This is a genomic window from Lentibacillus sediminis, assembly GCF_002763455.1.
GTDB classification, from domain to species: Bacteria; Bacillota; Bacilli; order Bacillales; family Amphibacillaceae; genus Lentibacillus_D; species Lentibacillus_D sediminis_A.
Genome location: NZ_NIXK01000009.1, coordinates 38,856 through 58,973, shown reverse-complemented (window position 1 = coordinate 58,973; position 20,118 = coordinate 38,856). Strand labels below are relative to the sequence as shown.

Below are 20,118 nucleotides of genomic sequence, written 5' to 3'. Positions count from 1 at the left end.
GTGGTGGTGCATTACATTCAAAGATATCATATGAATTTCAAAGTCGAAAACAGCACTTTACTGCTAATAATTCAACTTAATATCATACTAGTATTTTTAAACAATTAGCATCCCCACGCAAAACATGTTTGACCCCTAGCTTTAAGTATAATTTTCTATAGCCTATTTTTTGAACAGCGCTGCTACCTTACCAAATAATGGTGTCGATTGAAGAACAGAGATCAAAGCTATTACTAATAGTATTACCGCTACTGGACTTGTCAGGAATACCCCCCAGCTTCCATCTCCTATTAATAAGGACTGATGCAAACTTGTATCTAACATACCTCCAAGGATCATACCAACAACAAGAGGTGCTACAGGTATACTTAATTTATCCATAAAGTAACCAAGAATGCCAAAGCCAAACATAATCATTACATCAACCATACTGTTTTGCACTGCAAAAGTCCCGACCACACATAGCAAAACAATAATTGGAGCCAATACCCTTCCAGGTATCCTAGTAATACCTACTGCTACTTTTGTGTATAAGAGACCAATGAAAAATAAAAATATACATGAAATTAATACTGCCCATAGTAAAGTATAGGCTACATCGGCATGCTCAGTCATTAGTGTAGGTCCTGGCATAATTCCATGTATCATCAGCCCCCCGAGCAATACAGCTGTTGTTGAGCTTCCAGGAACCCCCAATGTTATCGTTGGAACAAGCGCCCCACCAACTACTGCATTATTAGCAGATTCAGGAGCGACTAATCCTTCAACATGTCCAGTGCCAAATTTTTCCTTTTCCCTTGAAAATCTTTTTGCCTCGTTATAACTAAACCAACTAGCTGTATCCCCACCTGTACCTGGGATTAAACCAGTAATAACTCCAATCAGGCTTGAACGTAAAAGATTCAACCTTTGCCCTATAATTAATCTCCACGGCGGCAAAATTTTATCTTTAATTTTACTAGCTTTTACTAATTCTTGATCTTTTTCTATCAGTTTTAAAGCTTGAGGAATCGAAAATAGACCAATCAATGCGACAACAAAAGAGATGCCATCAAATAAATATATGCTTCCAAAGGTAAACCTTGGAATTCCAGTTATTGCATGCATACCCATCAAGGAAATTAATAATCCAAGCGAACCAGACATAAGACCTTTGATTACAGATCCAGCAGACAATGACGAAATAATCGTAATCCCTAATACGGCAACCGCAAACATCTCTAGAGCTCCTATATTAAGAGCAACCCTTCCTAAAAAAGGAGCAATCGACAAAAGAACGATACTGCCTATAACCCCGCCTACAAGGCCTGATATAAGTGAAATACCTAAAGCTCTCCCAGCCTGCCCATTCTCTGTCATTATGTATCCATCTAATACTGTAGCAGCTGCAGCAGGTGTTCCAGGAGTTCGGAGCAATATAGCTAATATCGACCCTCCGTACATCCCTCCCATATATAAGGAAGCTAACATTGAAATCCCATTTGCCGGATCCATGCTATATGTCAGTGGCAGTAAAATTGCGATTGCCATTGTAGCAGATAAACCTGGCATAGAACCAACAAATATTCCTAAAGCCATACCTAAAGCTATAAAAAATAAACTATCTATCGAGAGAACGTTTATTAAGCCAGTCATAATATCATTCATCCAAAATCCCTCCTCGTACTATGTACTGTTTATTAACCTTTTGTTTCATCTAGTCTTCACCTCGTCTTAAAATATCAACTCAAAAAATTAGCGGGAAAACTTTATGAAAAAATTCCCATTGGAAGAGGAATATTTAGGAACATACTAAAGAGACCATATATGAAGACTGTAAATCCTATCGAAAGTATTAAGGCCATATAAACTTTCGTTGCTCTTAAATACGTCATTGCGACAAAAAGAAAAACTGGCGTTACTATGAAATATCCGATAACATCTATAAGAATTATATACAGAGCTATCAAAATGGTAAAAAGGACCACTCTCTTGACGTTTATCTTTTCAGCCTCTTTCTTCACCGCACTCTTTACGTCTGTTTTCTTATTTTTAATAAAAGCTTCGATAAACATCCCAATAGCTAACAAAGCCACTAATATAATCAAAATTTGCGGTAGCCTTGCAGCAGAAGCAGGATAATTCAGAGATTCTAAAAAGAAAACAGTACAAAAAATTAAAACTAATACACTTGCAATTGAATGTCTTACTAGATATGTCATTGTTCAACCCCCCCTATAATCGCCTGTAAAATGAGAGAAGAATTACTTCCTTCTCTCATTTTTACAAGTTATTGTTCATATTGATCTTTTACATTTTCCCATAGCTCAGCCGCTGCCTCTTCCTCTGCTTGAAGGTAAGAAGCATAATCCTCTCCTAATTTCAGATCCATAGGAAGAGCTAAATTTTCTAAGCTTTCCTTGAATTCCGCGTTGTCTTCTAGCTGAGCAAAGGCATCAATTAGCGTTTGTTTTGCCTCCTCTGGTATACCTGCTGGTGCACTATATCCTCTAGAAGAACCTGAGACTAAATCTAATCCTAATTCTTTCGCAGTAGGAACATCAGGTATTGACTCAATTCTCTCTTCGCTAAAAACAACTAATGGCTTTAAATTACCTTCACTAACTTGTGGATATACTACACCTAGATTGTTAAAACTCGCATCTACGTCTCCACCAGCAGCCGCCTGCCAAGATGGACCATCTCCCTCATATGGAATAAGTTCCATTTCCAATCCGGTTTCTTCCATCCACTTTAATTGAGTGAAGAAATCATCTCCTCCAACCCCCGAGTTAGAAGCATTCAATTCGCCAGGGTTCTCTTCTAAATAAGTTGCGAATTCCTCATAAGTATCAAACTCACTATCCTCTGGAACTACTATAATTCCTGGGTCTGTAACAACATTTGCAATAGGTTCAAAGTCCTCTAAACTATAGGTGATTTCAGAGTTCATTATATAATTCGTCATAAGCATCGGACTGTTTGTAATACTAATTGTATATCCATCATTCTCAGATTGTTGGGCAAGCCTAGTCCATCCAACTGCACCTGCAGCACCTGGAACATATTCATTAGTGAAAGACACACCCAAGGATTCTTGAAGATGAGGCTGTGTTACCTGAGCCAATTGATCACTTCCACCACCTGGGTCGAATCCTTGAATAACTGTAATTGAGTTATTCGGAAAATTTGATGCACCATCGGCACCTTCACTACCACAAGCTGCTAAAACTAAGATCAATGTAAACATAAACATGGTTAAAAACATCTTTTTAAAATTTACAGTTTTCATTTCCATCCCCCTTGTTTGATAACGCTTACTTTCGTAATAAAAAAATAAATCTTGTTTCTTGGATAGACTTTCTTATAGTTATACAAGAAAAATTTCTTACCGCTCGTATCTCAAAATCTCTAGACCGTTAAGATCCCTCCTTACCATTGTTATCCATTTGTGCTTCTTAAGATTAATCGTTTTCATTAAACCATAATGCACAACCACCTTTCCTTTATCGCTAAAAAATAAGCAAACAAATAAATGTTAGGTGAAACCAATCCCTATTCAAAATAAGGGTTGAAGCTCTCTTCTTACTAGTTCTTATATAGATGTATTCAAATAGCTTACAGGGTTGATCATATCTTTCATATACCTGCCGCATGTTATACTAGTACATCAACAAACAAATATCTTTTTTAACTATGAAACTAAAGATGACCGTATGGCATGGAAATTTCTAGCATAATTGTTCTGATGAATTTATAATACATCGGATGTAAGCGGTTGTCAACACATTCTTTGAAATTAATTTTTATTTTCTTAATAACAATTTAGCTCGACCATATAATTGAGCTATATTGACAGATAGGTATTGTATTGAAGATCAAATGTACAATATTTCTAATGATATAAAGAAGATATTTAGTTAATTATGTCGCTATATCACTGACATAACACCCACAATGCAACGATTTTTTTGGTAATAAAATTTATTCTTAGGACTGAATTTCTTGAATTTTATTCATGTGTTGCAAATGATGCCTCCTAAAGCGGATTATCCTATTAATTACCTTTCAATTCATCAGATGATTAGGTTGGCACTCTAAAAAAACATTCGGAAAAATTTATAGGAGATCAAATTTACTTAGAGTAGAATCTCCTGTTCAGTACTCCTCATTTCAATAAGGTTTTCCTTACACCGATTTCCCCAACAACCGGTTAACCGCTTTAACAACTAAAGAAAATCAATTAACCATATCGGAGTGTCTGGTTCTTCCAAGAACGGACACAGTGAAACTTATCACTTACTGAAAGTAGAACTACTAAAAGCAGTACGCAGAATTGCCGGAGGAATGTTGTAATAACCTAATGAAAGTGCCCTCTGCGGTACAGACATTGGTAGTTATTGTAACCAGACGAAAGCATGCCACAGTATGCTTAACCATAAAAAAAGACCCTCAACCAACACGATTGAGAGCCTTGTATAGTTACTAATCTTAACGCTTCGAAAACTGAGGAGCACGACGAGCTTTTTTAAGTCCGTATTTCTTACGCTCTTTCATACGTGCATCGCGAGTCAGGTAGCCTTCGCGTTTTAGGCTTGGGCGGTATTCCGGGTCTGCTTCGAGCAGGGCGCGGGCAATACCGTGGCGGATAGCGCCAGCCTGTCCGGTAAATCCTCCACCATGAACATTTACCAGAACATCATAGGTTCCTTCTGTTTCTGTTGCAGCAAGCGGCTGGTTCAGAATGAGAAGCTGTGTTTCATATGGAAAATAGTCTTTAGCCACACGGCCATTGATGGTGACGTTTCCTGTACCTGGTACAAGACGTACACGTGCTGTTGATTTTTTGCGGCGGCCTGTGCCGTAATATTGTACTTGAGCCAACTTGATTTACCTCCTTTGATTACCCGCGAAGCTCGTAGACTTCCGGTTGTTGTGCTTGATGTTTGTGTTCATTGCCTCTAAAGACATGCAGTTTTTTACCCATTTTGCGGCCAAGCGGACCTTTTGGAAGCATCCCTTTAACAGCCTGCTCGATCATTTGCTCCGGGTAGTTGTTACGCATTTCGTTTGCATTGCGTTGTTTTAACCCACCTGGATGGCCAGAATGACGGTAATACATTTTGTCATTCATTTTCTTCCCAGACAGTTCGATTTTTGATGCATTGATGATGATCACATTGTCACCAGTGTCCGCATGCGGTGTATATGTTGGTTTGTTCTTGCCGCGAAGGATGGAAGCCACTTCGCTTGCCAGACGTCCCAGACGCTTTCCTTCTGCATCCACAACATACCATTTGCGTTCAATGTTATTTTCATTTGCCATGAAAGTTGTGCGCATGATTGATTTCCCTCCATCTTTCAAGTTTCGTTTCATCGTTTTTTTATTATCTTAACACAATTAGTTTCCGGGGCTAATCATGGTTTAGAAATAAATTGCCATAGATCATAATACCTCATCCCCGGCCAAATGTCAAGGCTGGTGCGAAATTTTTCACGTTTCAACGTCATATTTCACTTCCCACAAATACAGCCCCTCAGGCGGGACAGTGGTGCTTGCTAGCCGGCGGTCTTTTTGCGCGATCAGGTCGGGAATATCAGCTTCAGAGCGTCTCCCCTGGCCAATGTCCAGAAGCACCCCAACGATGATCCGCACCATGTTATACAAGAATCCGCTGCCGCGAAAGATAAACTCTATTTCGCTGCCATGGCGCTCGCACGTGGCCTCATAAAGGTTCCGCACCCTACTCCCCCTGGCAGATGCCTTGGCGGAGGAAAAAGTGGTGAAATCATGCGTGCCCATCAGGTGGCGGCACGCTTCCTGCATTGCCTCCACATCCAGCTGGTACGGAAAATTATAGCGATAATTGCGCTTAAAAATGTCCGGTTCCTTCTCATTCCAGAGATAATAGCGGTATTCCTTTTCCACCACATCATACCGGGCATGAAAGGAGGCCGGCACGAACAGCACGTCTTTCACATAAACATCATCTGGAAACACCGTGTTCAGCGCGCGCTTCCAGTTGGGCTCGGCAAACCTGAGGGCTGTTTCAAAATGGATCGTCTGGCCGACAGCGTGCACCCCGCTGTCTGTGCGGCCGGATGCGTGCACCCGCACATCCATGCCCTTATGGATTTTCTTCAGCGCTTTTTCAATTTCCCCCTGCACGGTGCGGTTTTTCGGCTGGATCTGAAATCCTGAAAACTGCGAGCCGTCATAGGCCAGGGTGCATTTGATTTTTCTCATCTTCTCCAGCCTTTCTATCCGTAGCTTCTCGTGATAAACAACCCGGCAACCACTGCCGCAAATAGCAGATAAATGAGGATATCGCGCTTCTCCACCTTTAATGCACGCAATTTGCTTCGGCCCTCGCCACCCTGGTAGCCACGTGCTTCCATTGCCATCGCCAGCTCTTCCGCCCGTTTAAAGGCACTGACGAACAGCGGCACCAAGAGTGGAACGACTGCTTTGATACGCTCTTTGATCGGTCCTGTGCGAAAATCCACCCCGCGCGAACTCTGCGCCTTGGAGATCTTCTCCGTCTCCTGCATCAGCGTTGGAATAAAGCGGAGCGAGATCGACATCATCAGCGCCAGTTCATGTACTGGAAAACGGACTTTTTTCAAGGGATCGAGCATTTCCTCAATCGCATCGGTGATCTCAATCGGTGTCGTTGTCAGCGTCAGGAGCGATGTTACCAGAATCAGCAGAAAAAACCTCAGCGAGATTGCAAACCCCTGGATTACCCCGCCGGTATAAAACTCGAAAATAAAGAAATCAAAAAAGAGCGTGCCCTCTTTTGTTACAAATAAGTGCAGAATAAAAGTAAATATAATTAAAAACCATACCGGCGTTAATCCTTTTAAAATATAGCGGATCGGCACCCGGGAAGTGAACATGGCTCCAAGGGCAAATGCTGTCACAATGCCGTAGCTTGGCACGTTATTGGCCACAAACACAACGATCACGAAGAAAAAGATAATCGTAATTTTTGTCCGCGGGTCGAGCCGGTGCACCAGCGAATTGCCTGGGACGTATTGTCCGATAATCAAGGCATTATTCATCGCGTTTTCTCCCTTCCCAGCAGCCGCTCCATTTCCTCAGCTAGTTCGCCGATGGACTGCCGATGGAAGGGAATCCGCTTGCCAAACCGCTCCTCGAAGCGGGTGAGAAACTGCACGATTTCCGGAACATCCAGTTGCACCTCTTGCAGTGCGTCGCTGCGTGTGAACACGTCTTCAGGGGCCCCTTCCATGTATTTGCCGCCATTGTTTAAAATCAGCACATGGTCGGCGTATTTAACGGCATCTTCCATGCTGTGGGTGACCAGCACGGTGGTGAGTCCCTGTTCCTGATGCATATTATAAAACATTTCCATGATTTCTTTTTGTCCACGGGGATCGAGTCCCGCTGTCGGTTCATCCAGCACTAGCACCTCCGGCTGGGTTGCCAGTACGCCAGCAATCGCCACCCGGCGCATCTGCCCGCCGCTAAGATCAAACGGAGAGCGCTCAAGCAGCTCCTCGCCTAGACCGACCGCCGGGAGAATCTGCTGGATTCGCTCATTGATCGCAGCTTTGTCTACACCGAAATTTTCCGGACCAAAGGCGATGTCTTTTGCCACCGTCTCTTCAAACAGCTGATGCTCGGGGTACTGAAATACCACGCCTACCTTGCTGCGCAGTTTTTTTAGATTGTCTGGTTTTTCGTCATTGGTCAACCGGTAATCACCGATGCTCACTTCTCCCTCACTCGGGCGGACGAGTCCATTTAAATGCTGCAGCAGGGTCGATTTGCCGGAACCGGTATGGCCGATGATGGCCACAAACTTTCCAGTTGGAATGTGGAAGGAGATATCATCCAATGCCTTATGGGCAAACGGGCTGCCCTGCTGATAAATATAGCTTACGTTCTTGAATGTAATGTCCATAGCTCCTCCAGCAATTCTGCATGATTTAATGGTTCCTTGGTGATCGTGATGCCTGCCTTCTCTAGTTCATCAGCCAGCTGCGCCACAAACGGCACATCCAATCCAATTCCGCGGAGTTCCTTTTTTCGGGAAAAAATATCGCGGGGGGCTGCCTCGCCCCAGACTTCTCCCTCGTTCATGACCAGTACACGTTCCGCCTTCACTACTTCCAGAAGATCATGGGTAATGGTGATTAGCGAGAGGTCTTTTTGCATCTGCACCTCGGCCACCGTTTCCATAATTTCTTTGCGGCCGCTCGGATCCAGCATGGCCGTAGCCTCATCTAAAATCAGCACCTGCGGGTAAATCGCCAGGACGCTGGCAATCGCCACACGCTGCTTTTGCCCGCCGGACAGCCGATGCGGCTCGGTTTGACGGTAATCCTGCATGCCAACGGCGGACAGATTCTCATCAATCCTTCTTACCATCTCTTCCCGCTCGATGCCGCGATTCTCCATTCCAAACGCGACATCATCCTGTACGGTGGTGCCGACAAATTGGTTATCCGGATTTTGAAAAACCATCCCGACATTTTTTCGGATATCCCAGATCGTTTCCTGGTTCACCGGTTTACCGCCAATGATAATCTCGCCTTCCTGGGGGAACAAGAGCCCATTCAGCAGCTTGGCAATCGTCGACTTGCCGGAGCCGTTGTGTCCGATAATCGCAACCCACTCTTTTTCATCTATTTCAAAGGAGCAATTTTTCAGCACCCATGGCTGATCCTCCCCATATCGGAAGGAGACATTGTTGAACTCGATCAATTTCTTCCGCACGGCTTTTCCCCCTCTTGCGGTGTGCGTTTGCATCGCCGCACGTACTGCCAACTTTTCCAAAGTCTCTGTTGCTTATTTATTTCGCAGCTGATAGAAACTGCAACGCGCTCTCGGGCAGAAGTTTTCGTTCTCCCGCCGAAGTTCTCGTTCTCCCGCCGAAGTTCTCACTCTCGATCGGAGGAATTCCTCACTCTCGACCGAAAACACATCACCCAGCGGAGGAAGTACCCTGAGACTCCTGCGGGAAGAAAAGCCTAGGTGAGACCTCGCAGTGCGCCAGCACAAGAAGGCTCACCAGCTTCCCGCGGAAAGCGAAGGGTATTTCCGCAGCGGCAGGCTATGTCGCACTTGCCTTCTCAAATTACAAAAAAAGGGCCTGGATTCACCTCTGGAGAAGAGATTCAGTCCTGCCCTTGACGCATATCTTATCCGTTACACCAGTTCAATGATTGCCATTTTGGCGCCGTCGCCCTGACGCTCACCAAGTTTGAGGACACGAGTGTATCCGCCTTGACGTTCTTCATAGCGAGTGGCTACATCACCGAAAAGCTTTTGCAAGACACTTTCGTCTTCATTTGCTTCCTGGTTGTAAAGGAAAGATGCAGCTTGACGACGTGCATGCAGATCACCGCGCTTACCGAGTGTGATCATTTTCTCTACAACGGATTTGAGTTCTTTCGCTTTTGCTTCGGTTGTTTCCAGCCGCTCATGAATAATCAAATCAGATGCAAGATTGCGAAGCAGCGCCATACGCGCATCTGTCGTACGACCTAATTTTCTAGCCATGGACTATCCCTCCCTTTCTTGTTGCTTAGACGATAAAAGTTATGACTCCTCAGATCAGTCGTCATCCCGCAAGCCGAGTCCGAGATCATTGAGTTTTACTTTAACTTCCTCTAATGATTTGCGGCCCAGATTGCGCACTTTCATCATGTCTTCTTCGGATTTATTTGCAAGTTCCTGGACAGTATTAATGCCAGCACGTTTTAGGCAGTTGTAAGAACGCACAGAAAGATCCAGTTCTTCAATGGTCATTTCCATCACTTTTTCTTTCTGGTCTTCTTCTTTTTCTACCATGATTTCCGCTTTTTGCGCTTCATCCGTTAATCCTACAAATATATTAAGATGCTCGGAAAAGACTTTCGCACCTAATGAAACCGCGTCCGGCGGCTCAATGCTTCCATCTGTCCATACATCCAAAGTTAATTTATCATAGTTTGCCACTTGCCCGACACGGGTATTCTCCACTTGGAAAGTGGCACGGGAAACCGGGGTGAAGATGGAATCTACAGGAATCACGCCGATTGCCTGATCATCCCGCTTGTTTTCCTCGGCCGGCCGGTAGCCGCGTCCGCGCTGGGCAGTAATTCTCATATGCAAGTTGCCTTTAGCATTGAGTGTCGCGATAGGCAGTTCCGGATTCAGCACTTCTACATCACTGTCATATGTCAGATCTGCCGCCGTAACTTTTCCTTCTCCCTGTACATCGATCTCCAATGTTTTCTCGTCATCAGAGTAAATTTTCAGAGCCAGTTTTTTCAGGTTTAAAATGATTGTCGTTACATCTTCAACAACGCCTTCAATCGTTGAAAACTCATGGAGTGCTCCATCGATTTGAACGGATGTAACAGCAGCACCGGGAAGTGAGGATAGTAGGATACGACGCAAGGAGTTTCCTAGAGTGGTACCATACCCACGTTCGAGCGGTTCTACTACAAATTTTCCAAATGTAGCGTCCTCGCTGATTTCCACCGTTTCAATCTTTGGCTTTTCTATTTCGATCACAACAAAACCCTCCTTTAAAACGTCGAAACCCCGGTTAGACACTTCGTCTAACCGAAATTCCCCAAAATAGGCAGTTGGCGTTTCTGCACTATTGTATTCTACCTGCGCATTGCTTCGTACTTGTTTGTCTCGGATGCTGTATATAACGTTTTTAGCTATCATAACCCATTATTGACAGGGTGACAAATTCTATACGGTACAAATTATACACGACGACGTTTAGGCGGGCGGCAGCCATTGTGCGGAACTGGTGTTACGTCGACAATCGCTGTCACTTCCAAGCCTGCTGCCTGAAGGGAACGGATTGCTGCTTCACGACCGGCACCTGGTCCTTTAACGGTTACGTCCAAGGTTTTCATGCCATTGTCCACTGCAGTTTTTGCAGCTGTTTCGGCAGCCATTTGTGCAGCAAATGGTGTAGACTTACGAGAACCTTTGAAACCAAGCGCTCCTGCTGAACTCCAGCCGATGGAGTTCCCTTGCTTATCCGTAATCGTTACAATGGTGTTATTGAACGTGGAACGGATATGAGCTATACCGGTTTCTATATTCTTTTTCACACGGCGTTTGCGTGTATTTGTTCTGCGTGCCATGGATTAACTTACCTCCTTTACATTACTTTTTCTTGTTGGCCATTGTTCTGCGCGGACCTTTACGGGTACGGGAGTTGTTCTTCGTTTTTTGACCACGAAGCGGCAGTCCGCGGCGGTGGCGGATTCCCCGGTATGAACCGATTTCGGTCAGACGCTTGATGTTTAGAGAAACTTCACGGCGAAGATCCCCTTCAACATTATGATTATCCATTGCTTTACGGATTTTGCTTAATTCGTCTTCTGTCAGATCACGTACGCGCGTGTCCTCGGAAACACCTGCTTCTTTGAGGATCTCTTGTGCAGTAGACTTTCCAACTCCATAAATATAGGTTAAAGAAATGACTACCCGCTTGTCGCGCGGAATATCGATACCTGCAATACGTGCCATAGCGATGTGCACCTCCTGTTTTTTGCTTTCTTTGCACCCCGGTGAGTCCCACGGCTTCTTAGGACTTTTAAGGGTGCGTTTTATCCTTGTTTCTGCTTGTGTTTCGGGTTATCGCAAATCACCATTACTTTGCCTTTGCGTTTAATAACCTTGCATTTTTCACAAATTGGTTTTACAGATGCTCTTACTTTCATCCTTTTTTTACCTCCTTTTATATCGGAGCCGCTTATTTATAACGGTACGTAATTCGTCCTCTAGTCAGATCATACGGAGAAAGTTCCACCGTTACTTTATCGCCTGGCAGAATGCGGATGAAATGCATACGGATTTTACCAGACACATGCGCCAGAACCGTGTGGCCATTCTCAAGCTCCACATTAAACATTGCGTTTGGCAATGTATCGGTTACGGTGCCTTCCACTTCAATTACATCATCTTTTGCCATCGGGCTTACTCCCTTCTTCCATCAGTCATTTGTGACACGACCAGTTTCCAGAAGGCTGTTTTGGACTCTTAAGGGATGTTCAAAAAGCTCCGGTGAAAATGACACGTCGAATTTCTTCGTTGGCTTGCTTTTCCGCTACTCACGTATTTAAAAGTATACGCTCCGTTGCTCAAAGCTACGCCGCCTCGAACTTCTCGGTCATTTTCATCCTCGTTTTTGAACAAACACCTTTCGGGAAAACGCAGTCCATCTGTTCCATCGATGAGCGTTCTGTATCTTTGGCTGATCCTATCTACGTTTTTCCCCATCTGCTCACAGGACATACCGATTACCTGAAAATGTTGCAGGTAACCGCAGCCTGCCCTGCCTTAAGCTGCTTTATTATACGAATGAAGGAAAAAGAATCCTCTTCGTTTAACATTCGAATCACTTTGTTCATTATATCTTTTTTTGCGCGGATTTGCATCCTTAGGGGGTTAAAACCCCGGCAGTACTTACTAGTCGATTTTCGCCTGAATACCGCGGAAAACTTCATCAATCTCCTGATCTCCGTTCACGGTAACGAGATACCCTTTTTCCTGGTAGTAATCCAGGAGGGGTTTCTGTTGTTCCATATTCACGGAGAGGCGATTTTTTACCGTTTCCGGCTTATCGTCCTCGCGCTGGATCAATTCAGTACCGTCCTTGTCACAGATCCCTTCCTTCTCGGGAGGGTTGTATAGGACATGATACGTTGTTCCGCATGTCGGGCAGACCCTGCGGCCGCTCAGACGCTCCACTAGTTGTTCTTCCGGTACATCGACATGCACAACTTTATCCAGCTCGTCATTCATCTCCGTCAGGATTTCCTCCAGGGCATCTGCCTGGGCAATTGTGCGTGGAAATCCATCCAGCAGGAAGCCATTCTTGCAGTCGTCTTTATTCAGACGCTCTCTGACAATCCCGATCGTAACTTCATCTGGTACAAGCTCCCCCTGATCCATGTATTCCTTCGCTTTCTTTCCAAGGTCTGTGCCTTCTTTGATTGCTAAACGAAACATGTCTCCAGTCGAGATATGGGGGATGCCATACTCCGCGTTTATTTTCTCGGCCTGCGTGCCTTTGCCAGCACCAGGGAGTCCCATTAGAATTAAATTCAATTTCTTTCCCCTCGCTTCTCTTGGCAGCGGATCTTACTTGATAAATCCTTTGTAGTGACGTTTTACCAGCTGGCCTTCCAGCTGCTTCATTGTGTTCAATGCGACCCCTACAACGATCAGTAGACTTGTGCCGCCGACTTGTACTGCACTGGGCAAACCTGCAAGGCCGCCCACAATGATCGGCAGAACAGAAACCGCCGCTAAGAACAGCGCACCAACAAAGGTCAGACGTTGCAAGACACGCGTCAGATACGTTTCTGTATTTTTGCCCGGACGGATGCCTGGAATGTATCCGCCTTGCTTTTGCAGGTTTTCCGCCATTTGTTCCGGATTAACCTGTACAAAGGTATAGAAATAGGTGAAGGCAATAATTAGCGCAACATAGATAACCATTCCGACCGGCTGTGTATAATCAAAGAGTGTCTGAATGGTCGTGGCCACCTGATTACCTTCAAAGAAACCGGCAATCGTGGTAGGTGCCATAATAAAGGCAATCGCAAAAATTACCGGAATAACCCCTGCCGCATTTACTTTGATCGGCAGATGAGTGGAATGGCCGCCCACCGGCGAACGATTCACAAGTTTCTTGGCATATTGAATTGGTATTTTACGCAATGCTTCGTTCACAAAGACAACACCAACGGTCACTGCGATGATCACTAACACGATCAGCGCAACGATAATAATGTTGATAAACAGCTCATCCCCAGGATTTACGAAATACTGGCTGTACAGCTGTCCGACTCCGTTCGGCACTGCTGAGACAATCCCTGCAAAGATCAGAATCGAAATTCCGTTCCCTACACCATGTGCGGTGATCTGCTCACCAAGCCACATTAAGAATGTTGTACCACTTGTCAGGACAATCGCAATCAAGAGGAACGTAATAAAGCTTGGATTCTGGATCAGCATCCCGCCAGCCATCGCGTTAAAACCGACGGACATGGCAATTGCCTGGACAAACGCAAGACCGACCGTTGCATAGCGCGTCACCTGTGCTATCTTCTTCCGGCCCATTTCGCCTTGCTTTTTCCATTCAGTAAACTTAGGCACGACATCCATCTGCAGGAGCTGCATAATGATGGATGCAGTAATGTAGGGCATGATCCCCATGGCGAAAATGGAAAAGTTTTGCAACGCCCCACCGCCGAATGTATTCAGGAATCCAAAGACATTCTGCTGGTTCATGAAGTCAATTGCATCACGGTTTGTATATGGCACGGGAATGAATGTGCCGAGACGGAACACAATCAACATCAATAAGGTGAAAATTATTTTCTCTCTAATATCTTTTACGCGCATAAAATTGGAGATCGTACGGAACATTAAATCACCTCTGTTTGACCGCCCGCTGCCTCAATTGCTTCTTTTGCCGAAGCAGAGAACTTATTCGCTTTTACTGTGAGTTTCTTTTCAACCGTACCATTGCCCAGTACTTTGAGCCCGGCGTTCAATTTCTTTACGACGCCTTCTTCCACAAGCAGCTCAGGTGTGACTTCTGTGCCTTCGTCAAAACGATTCAGCGCATCCAGGTTGACAATCGCGAATTCTTTGCGGTGAATATTGGTAAAGCCGCGTTTTGGCAGACGCTGGAACAGTGGCATTTGGCCGCCTTCAAAACCTGGGCGGGTTCCGCCGCCGGAACGTGCTTTTTGCCCTTTATGTCCTCTTCCGGATGTTTTTCCATTTCCGGATGACATGCCGCGGCCTACACGGTTCCTTTTTTTACGAGCTCCTTCTGATGCCTTCAGTTCATGCAGTTTCATACGTGCACCTCCTCTTTACGCTCCTGAATTTATTATACTTCTTTTACTGTGACGAGATGGGATACTTTGTCGACCATACCGCGTATAGCCGGTGTATCTTCACGAACGACGGATTGGCGGATTTTCTTGAGGCCCAGTGCTTTTACTGTTTCCCGCTGTCTTTCTTTGCCGCCAATAACACTGCGTGTGAGGGTGATCTCTAACTTTTTAGACATAGTGTTTCCCTCCTTATCCTAACAGTTCTTCTACAGACTTTCCACGTAATTTTGCTACATCTTCTGCGCGTTTCAGGCTGCCTAAGCCATTCAGTGTCGCGCGGATCATGTTGATTGGCGTGTTGGAGCCAAGTGATTTGGCCTGAATGTCGCCAATCCCAGCCAGTTCAACGATTGCACGAACCGGTCCGCCGGAGATAACTCCAGTACCCTCTGATGCTGGTTTGAGCAATACGTTTCCGGATCCGAAGCGTCCGTGGATTTGGTGTGGAATAGTAGTTCCGACGATCGGTACTTCAATTAAGTTTTTCTTCGCATCGTCTACTGCTTTTTTGATTGCTTCCGGTACTTCCTGTGCTTTACCTGTGCCAAAACCTACATGACCATTTTTATCACCGACAACCACTAGTGCCGCAAAGCGAAAGCGACGTCCGCCTTTTACCACTTTAGCTACACGGTTGATGGCAACAACGCGTTCTTCCAGGTCCAATTGGTTCGGATCGATTTTTGAAGTCATATAAGGGTTCCCTCCTTTATCTGTTAAAATTCCAGCCCTGTTTCGCGGGCTGCATCTGCCAATGCTTTCACACGTCCATGATAAAGGTAGCCTCCGCGATCGAAAACAACCGCTGTGTAACCTTTATCCTTGGCACGTTTTGCAATTAATTCTCCGACTTGCTTTGCAGCATCCACATTGCCGGTTGCTTCAACACTCAGTTCATTGTCGTTTGTAGAAGCACTTGCTACTGTGGCACCCGTTGTATCATTAATCAGCTGTGCATAGATGTGTTTATTGGAACGGTACACATTCAAACGAGGGCGTTCCTGTGTGCCCGATACGTGTTTGCGCACACGCTGATGCCTTTTTTTACGTGTAACGTTTTTGTCGAGTTTCGTGATCATCCAGGTCACTCCTTTCTGTTCCTGAAGCCTTACCTTACTTCGCAGTTTTACCTTCTTTACGTCGTACATGCTCGTTTTGATAGCGAATGCCTTTGCCTTTGTATGGCTCTGGCGGACGGATTGCCCGAATGTTTGAAGCAACAGCGCCAACGAGTTCTTTGTCGATTCCTTTTACGGTGATTAGTGTGTTTTTTGGCACGTCGATTTCAATGCCTTCAATCTCATCCAGTTCTACCGGGTGGGAATAACCGGCATTAACCACGGTTTTGTTCCCCTGCTTTTGCGCACGGTAGCCGACACCAATGATTTCGAGAGTTTTTTCAAAGCCTTTGGACACACCTTCTACCATGTTGTTAATCAGTGAGCGGGTTGTGCCGTGCAATGCACGATGATCTTTATGATCGCTTGGGCGTTCCAGCGTGATGACATTATCATTCATGTTGACTTTGATATCCGGATGTAAATCTCTTGATAGTTCGCCTTTTGGTCCTTTTACGTTCACCGTGTTTCCGTTAAATGTAACTTCCACACCTTCTGGAATTTCAATTGGTTTAAGTCCTACACGAGACATTCCATGCACCTCCTTATCAAAAAATGTTGATTACCAGACATATGCCAGTACTTCGCCGCCAACAGCTTGGGACCGTGCTTCTTTGTCAGATAACACACCTTTTGATGTTGAAACGATGGCGATGCCTAAACCATTCAGTACACGCGGCACTTCATCGGCTTTCGCGTAAACGCGCAGGCCTGGCTTGCTGATTCGTTTGATTCCTGTGATTACTTTTTCGTCATTTGCACCGTACTTAAGGAAAATACGCAGAACACCCTGCTTATTGTCCTCTACAAATTCATAGTCGGATACAAAACCCTCGCGTTTCAGAATATCAGCGATTTCTTTTTTTATTGTCGAAGCAGGAAATTCTAACTTTTCATGTCTTACCATGTTCGCATTGCGAATGCGAGTCAGCATATCTGCGATTGGATCTGTCATAACCATTTGATTACCTCCTTCCCGAATCGGGGTTTACCAGCTTGCTTTTTTGACGCCAGGAATTTGCCCTTTGTAGGCAAGTTCACGGAAACAAATACGGCACAATTTGAATTTGCGGATGACCGAATGCGGACGACCGCAGCGTTCACAGCGTGTATATTCGCGCACTTGATATTTTTGCGGGCGTTTTTGTTTCGCAATCATTGATTTTTTAGCCATCATTTTCCCTCCTTGTATTTGTCAGGGGGGCCCCCAGCTTATTTCTGGAAAGGCATGCCCAGCTGACCCAGCAGTTCACGGGCTTCTTCGTCCGTATTGGCGGTTGTGACGATGACAATATCCATACCGCGCACTTTGCTTACTTTATCGTAATTGATTTCCGGGAAAATCAATTGCTCTTTGACACCGAGTGTGTAGTTGCCGCGTCCGTCAAAAGCTTTGTTGGAAATACCGCGGAAGTCACGTACACGCGGCAGGGAAACCGAAACAAGCTTTTGCAGGAATTCGTACATGCGCGCTCCGCGAAGGGTTACTTTGGCGCCGATTGGCATACCTTCACGCAGACGGAATCCGGCGATGGATTTCTTTGCGCGTGTAACCACTGGCTTCTGTCCTGAAATCAGCGCGAGTTCCTCAACAGCACTGTCCAGATTTTTGGAATTTTGCACAGCGTCGCCAACACCCATGTTAACAACGATCTTTTCGAGTGCCGGAACCTGCATTACAGATTCATAGTTGAATTTATTCATCAGAGATGGTGTGATCTCTTCTTGGTATTGTTGTTTTAATTGGTTCATCATGTCGCCCTCCTTTCACAACTCAGAATTACTTATCGATTGCTTCTCCGGATTTTTTCGCAATGCGGACTTTCTTTCCGTCACGATTCTCATAGCCAACACGGGTTGGTTCACCGGATTTTGGGTCGATCAGCATTACGTTAGATACATGGATTGCTCCTTCAATATCAAGGATTCCGCCCTGTGGGTTTTCCTGGGAAGGTTTCGCATGTTTTTTTACCATGTTGACTCCCTCGACCAATACACGGTCTTTTTTCGGGAATGCTTCTAAAATAACGCCTTCTTTACCGCGGTCTTTGCCGGATAAAACTTTTACTTTATCACCTTTTTTTACATGCATACTTGACGCACCTCCTTGACAAGTCAATTTATAAGCTTATAGAACTTCTGGAGCTAGAGATACGATTTTCATGAATTTAGCATCACGCAATTCACGCGCAACCGGTCCGAAGATACGTGTTCCTCTTGGACTTTTGTCGTCACGGATAATTACTGCTGCATTTTCATCAAAACGAATATATGACCCGTCTTTGCGGCGTGCACCGGACTTGGTACGCACGATGACAGCTCTCACCACTTCACCTTTTTTGACAACGCCGCCTGGTGTTGCTTGTTTGACCGTGCAAACAATTACATCACCAATGTTGGCTGTCTTGCGTCCTGATCCGCCGAGTACTTTTATAGTCAATACTTCACGAGCACCAGAGTTGTCTGCAACTTTTAATCGTGTTTCCTGTTGAATCATAACACTGTGACCTCCCTTCGGATCTGTATAAGCAAAACATTAGCTTATATGATTACCGCTTCTTCTACCACTTCAACCAGACGGAAGCGTTTGGTTTTAGAAAGTGGGCGAGTTTCCATGATGCGTACAATGTCGCCATTCTTTGCTTGATTGTTTTCATCATGTGTCTTGAATTTTTTGGAATACTTGACACGTTTGCCGTACAGCTTGTGAAACTTGTAAGTCTCTACCACTACGGTAATGGTTCTATCCATTTTATCGGATACAACGCGTCCGGTATATACTTTACGATCATTACGTTCAGTCATTCGAGGCTAACCTCCTTCTTGAATCAGTTATTAACACTTAGTTCACGCTGGCGTACAACGGTTTTCATGCGGGCAATCGTTTTCCTTACTTCACGAAGGCGTGCAGTGTTTTCCAATTGTCCGGTTGCAAGCTGGAAGCGCAAGTTGAAAAGCTCTTCTTTCAGCGACTTTACATTTTGTTCAATTTCGGCAGTGGTCAGATCTCTGATTTCATTAGCCTTCATTGGTTTCACCACCAATTTCTTCACGTTTTACAAATTTGGTTTTGATCGGCAGTTTATGTGATGCCAGGCGCAATGCTTCCCGGGCAACTTCTTCCTCTACCCCTGCGATCTCAAACATGATTTTTCCAGGTTTTACAACGGCCACCCATCCTTCAGGCGCACCTTTACCGGAACCCATGCGAACCTCAAGTGGTTTCTGCGTATATGGCTTATCCGGGAAAATTTTGATCCATACTTTACCGCCACGTTTCATGTAACGGGTCATTGCAATACGGGCAGCTTCGATCTGGCGGCTTGTAATCCAGGATGCTTCTGTCGCCTGGAGGCCATATTCACCAAAAGCCACGGTTGTACCGCCTTTTGCGCGGCCTTTCATTTTACCACGATGCTGTCTGCGATATTTTACACGTTTAGGCATTAACATAATGCGTCTGCCCCCTTCCTTATTTATTGTCAGATTTGGTTGGAAGGACTTCTCCACGATAGATCCACACTTTGACACCCAGTTTACCGTAAGTGGTGTCAGCTTCGGCTGTACCATAGTCAATGTCAGCTCTTAATGTGTGCAGTGGTACCGTTCCTTCACTGTAATGTTCCGCACGAGCGATATCCGCACCGCCCAAACGTCCGGATACTTGTGTTCTAATTCCTTTTGCACCGGCACGCATTGTGCGTTGAAGTGTTTGTTTTTGTGCACGGCGGAATGAAATCCGGTTTTCCAATTGACGGGCAATGTTTTCCGCTACCAATGTTGCATCAAGATCTACTTTCTTGATTTCGACAATGTTGATATGGACACGTTTGCCTGTCAGGCTGTTCAGCGCCTTGCGCAATGCTTCTACCTCAGAACCGCCTTTACCGATTACCATGCCTGGTTTGCCGGTATGGATGGTGATGTTCACACGATTTGCTGCGCGCTCGATATCAATGGAAGAAACAGCAGCAATTTTCAAGCGGTTTTCAAGATATTCTCTGATTTTAATATCTTCATGTAGTAAGTCTGCATAGTCTTTGCCGGCATACCACTTGGACTCCCAGTCTTTAATCACGCCAATGCGAAGACCTGTTGGATTTACTTTTTGACCCACTAA

At 45.1% G+C, this 20,118-nt stretch carries 31 protein-coding genes; all 31 read right to left on the bottom strand.

Going from position 1 to position 20,118, the window contains the following annotated elements; translation table 11 throughout:
• Window positions 1–162 precede the first annotated feature (162 nt).
• The 31 genes from CEG13_RS14845 to rpsC all read right to left on the bottom strand — a co-directional run bounded on the left by CEG13_RS14845 (window position 163) and on the right by rpsC (window position 20,115).
• A complete protein-coding gene (locus tag CEG13_RS14845; RefSeq protein ID WP_100012680.1) occupies window positions 163–1,647 on the bottom strand; it encodes a tripartite tricarboxylate transporter permease in 1,485 nt (494 codons plus the stop codon).
• A gap of 101 nt (window positions 1,648–1,748) precedes the next feature.
• Window positions 1,749–2,201, bottom strand: coding sequence for a tripartite tricarboxylate transporter TctB family protein (locus CEG13_RS14840; protein WP_100012679.1), 453 nt, complete (start codon window positions 2,199–2,201; stop codon window positions 1,749–1,751).
• A gap of 68 nt (window positions 2,202–2,269) precedes the next feature.
• Window positions 2,270–3,271, bottom strand: coding sequence for a Bug family tripartite tricarboxylate transporter substrate binding protein (locus CEG13_RS14835; protein ID WP_204758495.1), 1,002 nt, complete (start codon window positions 3,269–3,271; stop codon window positions 2,270–2,272).
• A 1,199-nt stretch (window positions 3,272–4,470) separates the two neighbouring features.
• The gene (gene rpsI, locus CEG13_RS14830) at window positions 4,471–4,869 is read right to left on the bottom strand and encodes a 30S ribosomal protein S9 (protein ID WP_275661811.1); all 399 of its coding nucleotides are present in this window, start codon (window positions 4,867–4,869) and stop codon (window positions 4,471–4,473) included.
• A gap of 13 nt (window positions 4,870–4,882) precedes the next feature.
• The gene (gene rplM / locus CEG13_RS14825) at window positions 4,883–5,320 is read right to left on the bottom strand and encodes a 50S ribosomal protein L13 (RefSeq protein WP_100012676.1); all 438 of its coding nucleotides are present in this window, start codon (window positions 5,318–5,320) and stop codon (window positions 4,883–4,885) included.
• A 153-nt stretch (window positions 5,321–5,473) separates the two neighbouring features.
• Window positions 5,474–6,226, bottom strand: coding sequence for a tRNA pseudouridine(38-40) synthase TruA (gene truA, locus CEG13_RS14820; RefSeq protein ID WP_100012675.1), 753 nt, complete (start codon window positions 6,224–6,226; stop codon window positions 5,474–5,476).
• Between the two features lie 14 nt (window positions 6,227–6,240).
• Window positions 6,241–7,044, bottom strand: a complete 804-nt coding sequence (locus CEG13_RS14815) for an energy-coupling factor transporter transmembrane component T family protein (protein WP_100012674.1) — start codon at window positions 7,042–7,044, stop codon at window positions 6,241–6,243.
• Entirely contained in the window at window positions 7,041–7,910 is an 870-nt protein-coding gene (locus tag CEG13_RS14810) for an energy-coupling factor ABC transporter ATP-binding protein (protein ID WP_100012673.1), read from the bottom strand. Before CEG13_RS14810 ends, CEG13_RS14815 begins: the two co-directional genes overlap by 4 nt.
• Entirely contained in the window at window positions 7,886–8,725 is an 840-nt protein-coding gene (locus CEG13_RS14805) for an energy-coupling factor ABC transporter ATP-binding protein (RefSeq protein ID WP_100012672.1), read from the bottom strand. The genes CEG13_RS14810 and CEG13_RS14805 overlap by 25 nt, the downstream gene beginning before the upstream one ends.
• Before the next feature lie 432 nt (window positions 8,726–9,157).
• Window positions 9,158–9,511, bottom strand: a complete 354-nt coding sequence (gene rplQ, locus CEG13_RS14800) for a 50S ribosomal protein L17 (protein WP_100012671.1) — start codon at window positions 9,509–9,511, stop codon at window positions 9,158–9,160.
• A 54-nt stretch (window positions 9,512–9,565) separates the two neighbouring features.
• On the bottom strand, window positions 9,566–10,510 hold the full coding sequence (locus CEG13_RS14795; RefSeq protein WP_100012670.1) for a DNA-directed RNA polymerase subunit alpha: 945 nt from the start codon (window positions 10,508–10,510) through the stop codon (window positions 9,566–9,568).
• Between the two features lie 203 nt (window positions 10,511–10,713).
• A complete protein-coding gene (rpsK, locus tag CEG13_RS14790; protein ID WP_100012669.1) occupies window positions 10,714–11,103 on the bottom strand; it encodes a 30S ribosomal protein S11 in 390 nt (129 codons plus the stop codon).
• Window positions 11,104–11,125: 22 nt separating this feature from the next.
• Window positions 11,126–11,491 (bottom strand): 30S ribosomal protein S13, encoded by a 366-nt coding sequence (gene rpsM / locus CEG13_RS14785; protein WP_100012668.1) that lies wholly within the window; start codon window positions 11,489–11,491, stop codon window positions 11,126–11,128.
• A gap of 80 nt (window positions 11,492–11,571) precedes the next feature.
• Window positions 11,572–11,685: a 50S ribosomal protein L36 gene (rpmJ, locus tag CEG13_RS14780; RefSeq protein ID WP_080876116.1), complete on the bottom strand. Its 114-nt coding sequence runs from the start codon at window positions 11,683–11,685 to the stop codon at window positions 11,572–11,574.
• A gap of 32 nt (window positions 11,686–11,717) precedes the next feature.
• Window positions 11,718–11,936 (bottom strand): translation initiation factor IF-1, encoded by a 219-nt coding sequence (gene infA, locus CEG13_RS14775; protein WP_036578640.1) that lies wholly within the window; start codon window positions 11,934–11,936, stop codon window positions 11,718–11,720.
• A gap of 497 nt (window positions 11,937–12,433) precedes the next feature.
• Window positions 12,434–13,075: an adenylate kinase gene (locus tag CEG13_RS14770; RefSeq protein ID WP_100012667.1), complete on the bottom strand. Its 642-nt coding sequence runs from the start codon at window positions 13,073–13,075 to the stop codon at window positions 12,434–12,436.
• A 33-nt stretch (window positions 13,076–13,108) separates the two neighbouring features.
• On the bottom strand, window positions 13,109–14,401 hold the full coding sequence (gene secY / locus CEG13_RS14765; RefSeq protein ID WP_100012666.1) for a preprotein translocase subunit SecY: 1,293 nt from the start codon (window positions 14,399–14,401) through the stop codon (window positions 13,109–13,111).
• Window positions 14,401–14,841, bottom strand: a complete 441-nt coding sequence (gene rplO, locus CEG13_RS14760) for a 50S ribosomal protein L15 (RefSeq protein WP_100012665.1) — start codon at window positions 14,839–14,841, stop codon at window positions 14,401–14,403. The genes secY and rplO overlap by 1 nt, the downstream gene beginning before the upstream one ends.
• 32 nt (window positions 14,842–14,873) lie before the next feature.
• A complete protein-coding gene (gene rpmD, locus CEG13_RS14755; protein ID WP_100012664.1) occupies window positions 14,874–15,056 on the bottom strand; it encodes a 50S ribosomal protein L30 in 183 nt (60 codons plus the stop codon).
• 13 nt (window positions 15,057–15,069) lie between these two features.
• Window positions 15,070–15,573 carry a 30S ribosomal protein S5 gene (gene rpsE, locus CEG13_RS14750; RefSeq protein WP_100012663.1) on the bottom strand — a complete coding sequence of 168 codons (504 nt, stop codon included), beginning with the start codon at window positions 15,571–15,573 and terminating at the stop codon, window positions 15,070–15,072.
• Between the two features lie 23 nt (window positions 15,574–15,596).
• Entirely contained in the window at window positions 15,597–15,959 is a 363-nt protein-coding gene (gene rplR / locus CEG13_RS14745; RefSeq protein ID WP_100012662.1) for a 50S ribosomal protein L18, read from the bottom strand.
• Between the two features lie 34 nt (window positions 15,960–15,993).
• Window positions 15,994–16,530: a 50S ribosomal protein L6 gene (gene rplF / locus CEG13_RS14740; protein ID WP_100012661.1), complete on the bottom strand. Its 537-nt coding sequence runs from the start codon at window positions 16,528–16,530 to the stop codon at window positions 15,994–15,996.
• 30 nt (window positions 16,531–16,560) lie between these two features.
• Window positions 16,561–16,959 (bottom strand): 30S ribosomal protein S8, encoded by a 399-nt coding sequence (gene rpsH / locus CEG13_RS14735; protein WP_100012660.1) that lies wholly within the window; start codon window positions 16,957–16,959, stop codon window positions 16,561–16,563.
• 27 nt (window positions 16,960–16,986) lie between these two features.
• On the bottom strand, window positions 16,987–17,172 hold the full coding sequence (locus CEG13_RS14730; RefSeq protein WP_019375521.1) for a type Z 30S ribosomal protein S14: 186 nt from the start codon (window positions 17,170–17,172) through the stop codon (window positions 16,987–16,989).
• Window positions 17,173–17,210: 38 nt separating this feature from the next.
• On the bottom strand, window positions 17,211–17,750 hold the full coding sequence (rplE, locus tag CEG13_RS14725) for a 50S ribosomal protein L5 (RefSeq protein WP_100012659.1): 540 nt from the start codon (window positions 17,748–17,750) through the stop codon (window positions 17,211–17,213).
• A gap of 28 nt (window positions 17,751–17,778) precedes the next feature.
• Window positions 17,779–18,090: a 50S ribosomal protein L24 gene (gene rplX / locus CEG13_RS14720; protein ID WP_100012658.1), complete on the bottom strand. Its 312-nt coding sequence runs from the start codon at window positions 18,088–18,090 to the stop codon at window positions 17,779–17,781.
• Between the two features lie 36 nt (window positions 18,091–18,126).
• The gene (gene rplN, locus CEG13_RS14715; RefSeq protein ID WP_100012657.1) at window positions 18,127–18,495 is read right to left on the bottom strand and encodes a 50S ribosomal protein L14; all 369 of its coding nucleotides are present in this window, start codon (window positions 18,493–18,495) and stop codon (window positions 18,127–18,129) included.
• A 44-nt stretch (window positions 18,496–18,539) separates the two neighbouring features.
• Window positions 18,540–18,803 (bottom strand): 30S ribosomal protein S17, encoded by a 264-nt coding sequence (gene rpsQ, locus CEG13_RS14710; RefSeq protein WP_100012656.1) that lies wholly within the window; start codon window positions 18,801–18,803, stop codon window positions 18,540–18,542.
• A 23-nt stretch (window positions 18,804–18,826) separates the two neighbouring features.
• On the bottom strand, window positions 18,827–19,027 hold the full coding sequence (gene rpmC / locus CEG13_RS14705) for a 50S ribosomal protein L29 (protein ID WP_100012655.1): 201 nt from the start codon (window positions 19,025–19,027) through the stop codon (window positions 18,827–18,829).
• Window positions 19,017–19,451, bottom strand: a complete 435-nt coding sequence (gene rplP, locus CEG13_RS14700) for a 50S ribosomal protein L16 (RefSeq protein ID WP_100012654.1) — start codon at window positions 19,449–19,451, stop codon at window positions 19,017–19,019. The genes rpmC and rplP overlap by 11 nt, the downstream gene beginning before the upstream one ends.
• 19 nt (window positions 19,452–19,470) lie before the next feature.
• Window positions 19,471–20,115 (bottom strand): 30S ribosomal protein S3, encoded by a 645-nt coding sequence (gene rpsC / locus CEG13_RS14695; RefSeq protein ID WP_100012653.1) that lies wholly within the window; start codon window positions 20,113–20,115, stop codon window positions 19,471–19,473.
• Window positions 20,116–20,118: the final 3 nt, after the last annotated feature.

Excerpts from the sequence above, each read along its gene's own strand:
- CEG13_RS14835 (WP_204758495.1), bottom strand. The coding sequence starts at position 3,271 with ATGAAAACTGTAAATTTTAAAAAGATGTTTTTAACCATGTTTATGTTT.
- rplE (WP_100012659.1), bottom strand. The coding sequence starts at position 17,750 with ATGAACCAATTAAAACAACAATACCAAGAAGAGATCACACCATCTCTG.
- rplN (WP_100012657.1), bottom strand. The coding sequence starts at position 18,495 with ATGATTCAACAGGAAACACGATTAAAAGTTGCAGACAACTCTGGTGCT.
- rplX (WP_100012658.1), bottom strand. The coding sequence starts at position 18,090 with ATGCATGTAAAAAAAGGTGATAAAGTAAAAGTTTTATCCGGCAAAGAC.
- rplQ (WP_100012671.1), bottom strand. The coding sequence starts at position 9,511 with ATGGCTAGAAAATTAGGTCGTACGACAGATGCGCGTATGGCGCTGCTT.
- rpsM (WP_100012668.1), bottom strand. The coding sequence starts at position 11,491 with ATGGCACGTATTGCAGGTATCGATATTCCGCGCGACAAGCGGGTAGTC.
- rpmJ (WP_080876116.1), bottom strand. The coding sequence starts at position 11,685 with ATGAAAGTAAGAGCATCTGTAAAACCAATTTGTGAAAAATGCAAGGTT.
- rplO (WP_100012665.1), bottom strand. The coding sequence starts at position 14,841 with ATGAAACTGCATGAACTGAAGGCATCAGAAGGAGCTCGTAAAAAAAGG.
- rpsH (WP_100012660.1), bottom strand. The coding sequence starts at position 16,959 with ATGGTTATGACAGATCCAATCGCAGATATGCTGACTCGCATTCGCAAT.
- rplM (WP_100012676.1), bottom strand. The coding sequence starts at position 5,320 with ATGCGCACAACTTTCATGGCAAATGAAAATAACATTGAACGCAAATGG.
- rplP (WP_100012654.1), bottom strand. The coding sequence starts at position 19,451 with ATGTTAATGCCTAAACGTGTAAAATATCGCAGACAGCATCGTGGTAAA.
- CEG13_RS14840 (WP_100012679.1), bottom strand. The coding sequence starts at position 2,201 with ATGACATATCTAGTAAGACATTCAATTGCAAGTGTATTAGTTTTAATT.
- rplR (WP_100012662.1), bottom strand. The coding sequence starts at position 15,959 with ATGATCACGAAACTCGACAAAAACGTTACACGTAAAAAAAGGCATCAG.
- CEG13_RS14845 (WP_100012680.1), bottom strand. The coding sequence starts at position 1,647 with ATGAATGATATTATGACTGGCTTAATAAACGTTCTCTCGATAGATAGT.
- rplF (WP_100012661.1), bottom strand. The coding sequence starts at position 16,530 with ATGTCTCGTGTAGGACTTAAACCAATTGAAATTCCAGAAGGTGTGGAA.
- CEG13_RS14810 (WP_100012673.1), bottom strand. The coding sequence starts at position 7,910 with ATGGACATTACATTCAAGAACGTAAGCTATATTTATCAGCAGGGCAGC.
- CEG13_RS14815 (WP_100012674.1), bottom strand. The coding sequence starts at position 7,044 with ATGAATAATGCCTTGATTATCGGACAATACGTCCCAGGCAATTCGCTG.
- rpsE (WP_100012663.1), bottom strand. The coding sequence starts at position 15,573 with ATGACTTCAAAAATCGATCCGAACCAATTGGACCTGGAAGAACGCGTT.
- CEG13_RS14730 (WP_019375521.1), bottom strand. The coding sequence starts at position 17,172 with ATGGCTAAAAAATCAATGATTGCGAAACAAAAACGCCCGCAAAAATAT.
- rpmC (WP_100012655.1), bottom strand. The coding sequence starts at position 19,027 with ATGAAGGCTAATGAAATCAGAGATCTGACCACTGCCGAAATTGAACAA.
- truA (WP_100012675.1), bottom strand. The coding sequence starts at position 6,226 with ATGAGAAAAATCAAATGCACCCTGGCCTATGACGGCTCGCAGTTTTCA.
- rpsK (WP_100012669.1), bottom strand. The coding sequence starts at position 11,103 with ATGGCACGCAGAACAAATACACGCAAACGCCGTGTGAAAAAGAATATA.
- secY (WP_100012666.1), bottom strand. The coding sequence starts at position 14,401 with ATGTTCCGTACGATCTCCAATTTTATGCGCGTAAAAGATATTAGAGAG.
- rpmD (WP_100012664.1), bottom strand. The coding sequence starts at position 15,056 with ATGTCTAAAAAGTTAGAGATCACCCTCACACGCAGTGTTATTGGCGGC.
- rpsQ (WP_100012656.1), bottom strand. The coding sequence starts at position 18,803 with ATGACTGAACGTAATGATCGTAAAGTATATACCGGACGCGTTGTATCC.
- infA (WP_036578640.1), bottom strand. The coding sequence starts at position 11,936 with ATGGCAAAAGATGATGTAATTGAAGTGGAAGGCACCGTAACCGATACA.